General features: G+C 67.6%; 5 protein-coding genes. 3 read left to right on the forward strand and 2 right to left on the reverse strand.

Annotated features, from left to right (window positions below; all coding sequences use genetic code 11):
• The 3 genes from N878_RS14785 to N878_RS14795 form a co-directional block, all read left to right on the forward strand.
• Positions 1 to 503, forward strand: a 503-nt coding sequence (locus N878_RS14785; protein WP_021444401.1) for a succinylglutamate desuccinylase/aspartoacylase family protein, incomplete at its 5' end; no start/stop codon positions are given.
• Between the two features lie 217 nt (positions 504 to 720).
• Complete coding sequence (locus N878_RS14790; protein ID WP_021444402.1) at positions 721 to 1,488, forward strand: ABC transporter ATP-binding protein; 768 nt, start codon at positions 721 to 723, stop codon at positions 1,486 to 1,488.
• A gap of 85 nt (positions 1,489 to 1,573) precedes the next feature.
• Positions 1,574 to 2,500, forward strand: coding sequence for a MurR/RpiR family transcriptional regulator (locus tag N878_RS14795; RefSeq protein WP_021444403.1), 927 nt, complete (start codon positions 1,574 to 1,576; stop codon positions 2,498 to 2,500).
• Between the two features lie 90 nt (positions 2,501 to 2,590).
• Here N878_RS14795 and N878_RS14800 read toward each other — a convergent pair whose 3' ends face one another.
• Together N878_RS14800 and N878_RS14805 are read right to left on the reverse strand one after the other, a co-directional pair.
• Complete coding sequence (locus N878_RS14800) at positions 2,591 to 3,247, reverse strand: OmpA family protein (RefSeq protein ID WP_021444404.1); 657 nt, start codon at positions 3,245 to 3,247, stop codon at positions 2,591 to 2,593.
• 134 nt (positions 3,248 to 3,381) lie between these two features.
• Positions 3,382 to 3,828: OmpA family protein (locus N878_RS14805; RefSeq protein ID WP_021444405.1), on the reverse strand; the 447-nt coding region annotated here is incomplete at its 5' end.

Raw genomic sequence — 3,828 nt, forward strand, 5'->3', positions numbered from 1 at the left:
ACAGCGGCGGCCAGTCCTTCGACGAAGCCTGCGCCGGGCCCTGGCTGAAACTCGCCGCGCAGTTCCCCGACGCCGCCATTCCAGCCGCCTGCCTGGCCAGCACCATCGAGCTGCGCGGCATGGCCGATACCGAGGCGCCGCAGGCCCGGGACGATGCCGAGGGCATCCTCGGCTTTCTCGCCGACCAGGGCCTGCTCGCCGGCGACTGGCCGGCGGCGCCGGCGACCTGCTGCGAGGCCACCCCCTTTGCCGGCGCGCAGTACGCCTATGCCCCGCACCCCGGGGTGGTCAGCTATCTGCAACCGCTGGGGGCCTGGGTCGAGCCCGGCGATGCGCTGTTCGAGGTGATCGACCCGCTGAGCGATCGCCATTCCGTGATCCTCGCCGAAACCCGCGGCGTGCTCTACGCCCGCGAACGCCTGCGCTACGCCCAGCCCGGCCTGTGGCTGGCCAAGGTCGCCGGCGCCCAGCCCATCCGCCAGGGCCGCCTGCTGACCGACTAGCAGGCTGTTGAAAGCGTAGGCGAGGCAGGTAAGACAAGGCAAAAACGGCCGAAAAAGCGGAGTTTACGTGTTGTAAATGAGCATTTGATTCGCTTCGCTCACCCCTTCGGGGCCGCGCTAAAGCGCGTTCAGCCTTACGGCTGTGAGGCCGTTTTTAACGCTGGATTACCAACGCAGGTAGTTTTCAACAGCCTGCTAACAACAAGAGAATCCCATCATGTACACCCTGGAAATCGACAACCTGCACAAACGCTACGGCAACCACGAGGTGCTCAAGGGCGTCTCGCTCAAGGCCAGGGCCGGCGACGTCACCAGCATCATCGGCTCCAGCGGCTCGGGCAAGAGCACCTTCCTGCGCTGCATCAACCTGCTGGAGCGGCCGCACAGCGGGCGCATCCTGCTCAATGACGAAGAACTGCGGCTCAAGCCGCACAAAGTCACCGGCGACCTGCACGCCAGCGATCCCCAGCAGCTGCAGCGCATGCGCTCGCGCTTGGCCATGGTCTTTCAGCACTTCAACCTGTGGTCGCACATGAGCGCCCTGGACAACGTCATGGAAGCACCGGTGCAGGTACAGGGCATCAGCAGGAAGGAGGCGCTGGAGAAAGCCGAGCATTACCTGGCCAAGGTCGGCGTGGCCCATCGCAAGAACGCCTATCCCGCGCACATGAGTGGTGGCGAGCAGCAGCGCGTGGCCATCGCCCGCGCCCTGGCCATGGAGCCGGAGGTGATGCTGTTCGACGAACCCACCTCGGCCCTGGACCCGGAGCTGGTCGGCGAAGTGCTCAAGGTGATGCAGGATCTGGCCAGCGAAGGCCGCACCATGCTGGTGGTGACCCACGAGATGGGCTTCGCCCGCGAGGTGTCCAACCAGCTGGTATTCCTCCACCAGGGCCGGGTGGAGGAAAGCGGCTGCCCGAAAGAGGTGCTGGCCAACCCGCGCTCCGAACGCCTGCAGCAGTTTCTCGCCGGCAGCCTGAAGTAGCCCGGGTGCACCTGGCGCGGCCGGCTGGGATAGACTGCGCTCACGCCGGCCTGCGCCGCCTCTCACTCACCCGTGCCGAATCACCATGCCGACCTCCGCGAAGAACGCCACCGTCTACGCCGCCCCCGTGATGCGCAAGCTGGCCGAGCGCATTCCCACGCTGCAACCCTCGCTGCGCAAGGTGGCCGAATTCATCCTGCGCCACCCCCTCAAGGCCGCGACCCTGAACATCGAGGAGATGGCCGTGGCCACCGCCACCTCGCCGGCGGCGGTCAACCGCCTGGCCAAGGCCCTCGACCTGGGCGGCTATACCGGGCTCAAGGCCGAGCTGGTCAGCACCCTGCAACAGATGGTGTCGCCGGTGGACAAGCTGCGCAGCGAGCTGGAGAGCCGCCCGGACGGCGGCTTCGGCCTGCACGAACAGATCCAGATCGCCAGCAGCAACCTGGCCACCGCCGGGGCCAACAACGTCCCGGCCAGCTTCGACGCCTTTGTCGACGGCCTGATCCAGGCACGCAAGATCTACATCCTGGGCTTCGGCAACAGCGCTTATATGGCCGGCCTGGCCGCCGCCAACCTGGTGCCCTTCTGCGCCGACGCCACGGCCATCAGCATGGAAGGCGGCAACGAGAACGCCGCCTACCGCCTGGCCGCCATCACCGAACAGGACGTGCTGCTGGCCATCGCCATGCCGCGCTACAGCCTGGACACCCTGCAGCTGGCGCGCTTTGCCCGCGAGCGCGGCGCCGGCGTACTGGCCATCACCGATTCGCCGGCATCGCCCCTGGCCGGCATCGCCCGCCACACCCTGTTCGCCCCGGCCGACCACCCGGTGCTGATCAGCTCCAACACCGCCGTGCTGGCCCTGATCGAAGCCCTGGTGGCGGGGGTCATGGCGCGCAACAAGGAGGCTGTGCAGCTGGCCGCCGAGCTGACCGAAAGCGTGATGTCCTACCTGCACGTGCCCAACGGCGAGAAGCCGTCGCGCCGGCCAGGCAAGCTGCGCGGCTGAGCGCCAAGCCCGCCAACGACCGGGCAGACACGACGGTCGCGCAGAAAAAAGCCCCCGCAAGCGGGGGCTCTGTCACGCCATGACTGCGGCTCAGAGCGGCCGCAGGTTGATCTCGACGCGGCGGTTCTGCGCCCGCCCGGCTTCGTTGGCGTTGCTGGCGATCGGCTGGCTGGGGCCGGCACCGTAGGAGGAGATGCGCTGGCCCGGCACGCCGTTGGCGCTCAGGTAGTTGGCCACGCTCAGGGCACGGCGGTTGGACAGGTTCTGGTTGAGCTCCAGCGAGCCGGTGCTGTCGGTGTGACCGACGATGTTCACGCCGTTCTTGTCGAACTCCTTGAACACCAGCACCAGGGAATTGAGGGTCGGGTAGAAGCTGCTGGAGATATCCGCCGAGTTGCTGGCGAAGGTGATGTTGCCCGGCATGATCAGCTTGAGATCGTCGCCGTTGCGCTGCACCTGCACGCCGGTGCCCTGCAGGGTCTGGCGCAGCTTGGCTTCCTGGGTGTCGACGTAGTAGCCGTAGCCACCGCCGGCCGCACCGCCCACCGCGGCGCCGATCAGCGCGCCCTTGCCGCGGTCCTTCTTGCTCGAGGTGGCGGCACCGATCACCGCCCCGGTGACCGCGCCGATGCCGCCGTAGATGCCGGCCTTGCCGGCCTGCTGCTCGCCGGTGTAGGGGTTGGTGGTACAGCCGGCCAGCAAGGCCATGACCGCGGTGGCCGCGATCAGATTACGCCTGGTCTTCATAGGGACTTCCTTAGGATTGGTTCTGGTGTCGGCAGCATGCCGGAGCCTTCGAGCCGCCACGGCGGGACGAAGTTCCGCGCCAGCTTACCAGCCGCCCGGCACGCAGGCTGCGACCCAGACCAAATCCGCGGGCGTTACTGCACGCCCGGCAGCGGCCGCAGGGTCACCTCGACGCGACGGTTCTGCGCGCGGCCCTCAGCCGTGGCGTTGCTCGCCACCGGCTGGTCCGGGCCCATGCCGCGGGTGCTGACCCGGCTGCCGTCGACGCCCTGGGCCAGCAGGTAGCTGGCCACGCTCTGCGCGCGACGCTGCGACAGGCCCATGTTGTAGCTGTGTGCGCCGGTGCTGTCGGTGTGGCCGACCACTTCGATGCTGTTCTGGTTGTACTGGCGGAAGGAGTTGGCCAGGTTGTTCAGCGGCGCGTAGAAGCTGCTGGCGATCTCCGCCGAATCGGTGGCGAAGGTGATGTTGCCGGGCATGATCAGCTGGATCACGTCGCCCTGACGCTGCACCTCGACGCCGGTGCCCTGCATCTGCTGGCGCAGTTCGGCTTCCTGCTTGTCGGCGTAGTAGCCGTAGCC

The organism is Pseudomonas sp. EGD-AK9 (genome assembly GCF_000465935.2).
Lineage (GTDB): Bacteria > Pseudomonadota > Gammaproteobacteria > Pseudomonadales > Pseudomonadaceae > Aquipseudomonas.

Coding starts and splice junctions, on each gene's coding strand:
- N878_RS14800 (WP_021444404.1), bottom strand. CDS start 3,247: ATGAAGACCAGGCGTAATCTGATCGCGGCCACCGCGGTCATGGCCTTG.
- N878_RS14790 (WP_021444402.1), top strand. CDS start 721: ATGTACACCCTGGAAATCGACAACCTGCACAAACGCTACGGCAACCAC.
- N878_RS14795 (WP_021444403.1), top strand. CDS start 1,574: ATGCCGACCTCCGCGAAGAACGCCACCGTCTACGCCGCCCCCGTGATG.